Source organism: Xenorhabdus sp. SGI240 (assembly GCF_040081915.1).
Lineage (GTDB): Bacteria > Pseudomonadota > Gammaproteobacteria > Enterobacterales > Enterobacteriaceae > Xenorhabdus > Xenorhabdus bakwenae.
This window is the reverse complement of record NZ_JBEBMB010000127.1, coordinates 1-1,887: the sequence shown is the minus strand read 5'-3', so window position 1 is coordinate 1,887 and position 1,887 is coordinate 1. Positions and strand designations below refer to the sequence as shown.

Sequence of the window (1,887 nt, the reverse complement as noted above, 5' to 3'; positions counted from 1 at the left end):
ATTAGTATGATTTTGCTATATAACTCATTACCAGAGGGAGCCGGTGCGATTTTTTCACCACGAATAAATGAGATATTTGGTGAACTATTCGACACGGACTATGAGGTCGATGAGATGGTTAATGTTCTACTACGCAAACTCTGTTTGTGTCAGGTTCTGAGGAGGGAAACAGCATGAGTACGCAAGAAATAGTTATTCAGGAATCCAGACCAATAGCCACAGGGAATACAGTGGCTCCAATGAAGCTGATTGAAATGGCAGTCTCATCTAATGCAGATATAGATAAATTAGAACGATTGCTGGAACTGCAAACAAAATGGGAGGCCGGGCAATCAAGAAAAGAATTTTTGGATGCTATGGCGGCATTTCAAAGTTCCTTACCTACTATTAAAAAACTGAAACAAGCTGATTTTGGGCCAGGAAAAGCCAAATATAAATATGCGTCATTGGATGATATTTCAGAGCAAATAAAACCATTTTTACAACAATTCGGCTTATCTTATCGGTTTGAGCAACAGATGGAAAACGGTGTAATTACTGTTAGGTGCATTGTTAGTCACAAATCAGGGCATCAAGAACACTGTGAAATGATGTCCACTCCCGATCAATCGGGCGGGAAAAATAACATTCAACAGTCAGCATCTGCTATCACCTATCTACGCCGCTACACGTTAACGGGTGCGTTAGGTATTGCTACAGCAGATGAAGATATAGACGGTCGATTAGAAAAAGTTACACCATCAAATGGAATAAGCGCAAAAACAATGGAACGCATTAACTCCATACTCATTGAGATGAATAAAACATGGGATGATGATTTATTGCCGTTATGCTCAAAGATATTTAAGCGAGAAATAAACTCCCCCTATGATTTATCAGAATCGGAAGCTAATAAAGCAGAAGGTTTTCTCTCCAAGAGGGTACAAAACAATGGTCAGTAATGAATCAGTCCTAGTAAAAACAGGGATTGATTTGCGAAGCGTGGAACAAGGTTCGTTTGACTGGCATAGATTGAGATTAGGGGTAATTACGGCATCGGATGCTGGAAAGGTATTATCAAAATCAAAGGATGGGAAAAAATGGACAGATACCAAGATGACATATTTTTATACGTTACTTGGTGAGGTATGCACAGGGAATGCAGTAGAGGTAAATGCAAAATCACTGGCATGGGGCAAGGAATACGAAGAATCAGCACGAGCGACATTTGAGTTTGTATCTGGTGTTGATGTAACGGAAGCGCCAATTTTATTCAGGGACGAGTCACTCAGAACGGCATGTTCGCCGGATGGATTATGTAGTAATGGATTTGGGTTGGAACTTAAATGCCCGTTTACTACCTCTGCATTTATGAAATTCAGATTAGGTGGTTTTGATGCTATTAAATCGGATTACATGGCTCAGGTTCAATATTCCATGTGGGTTACTGAAAGAGAACAGTGGTATTTCGCCAATTATGACCCGCGTATGACACGAGAGGGAATTTATTATGTTGCTGTAGAACGGGATGAAAAATTTATGCAGCAATTCGATGAGCTAATACCGGAATTCATAGAAAAAATGGATGAATCACTAAAGGAAATAGGATTTAAATTCGGTGATCAATGGAGGGGCAATGACCGAGGAACCGAGTAAATATTTTTACGGTAAACCCTGTCCACACGGGCATACACTGAGATACACCAAAAATCGTCGGTGTGTTGTATGTAGACGAATATGGGCCAATGAGAATCAAGGAAAGTATGTAAGGAAAGACAAAAAACCCGCTCAAAAGACATCTGCCACCGACTTTCAACACCGGGTCTTCGTGCTCGGTAATCCAGACAGAAGTATCTAATTAACCCCAACCCTATCACTACGCTGCTTTGCGGCGGGAGGATATTGTGC

At 40.7% G+C, this 1,887-nt stretch carries 2 protein-coding genes; both read left to right on the top strand.

All coding sequences use genetic code 11. The annotated features are described in order from the left end of the window. The first annotated feature begins 173 nt into the window (after positions 1–173). The gene (locus ABLA76_RS16955; protein ID WP_348988831.1) at positions 174–941 is read left to right on the top strand and encodes an ERF family protein; all 768 of its coding nucleotides are present in this window, start codon (positions 174–176) and stop codon (positions 939–941) included. Further along, positions 931–1,635 carry a YqaJ viral recombinase family protein gene (locus ABLA76_RS16950; protein WP_348988830.1) on the top strand — a complete coding sequence of 235 codons (705 nt, stop codon included), beginning with the start codon at positions 931–933 and terminating at the stop codon, positions 1,633–1,635. Before ABLA76_RS16955 ends, ABLA76_RS16950 begins: the two co-directional genes overlap by 11 nt. The last annotated feature ends 252 nt before the right edge of the window (positions 1,636–1,887 follow it).

Coding starts and splice junctions, on each gene's coding strand:
- ABLA76_RS16950 (WP_348988830.1), top strand. CDS start 931: ATGGTCAGTAATGAATCAGTCCTAGTAAAAACAGGGATTGATTTGCGA.
- ABLA76_RS16955 (WP_348988831.1), top strand. CDS start 174: ATGAGTACGCAAGAAATAGTTATTCAGGAATCCAGACCAATAGCCACA.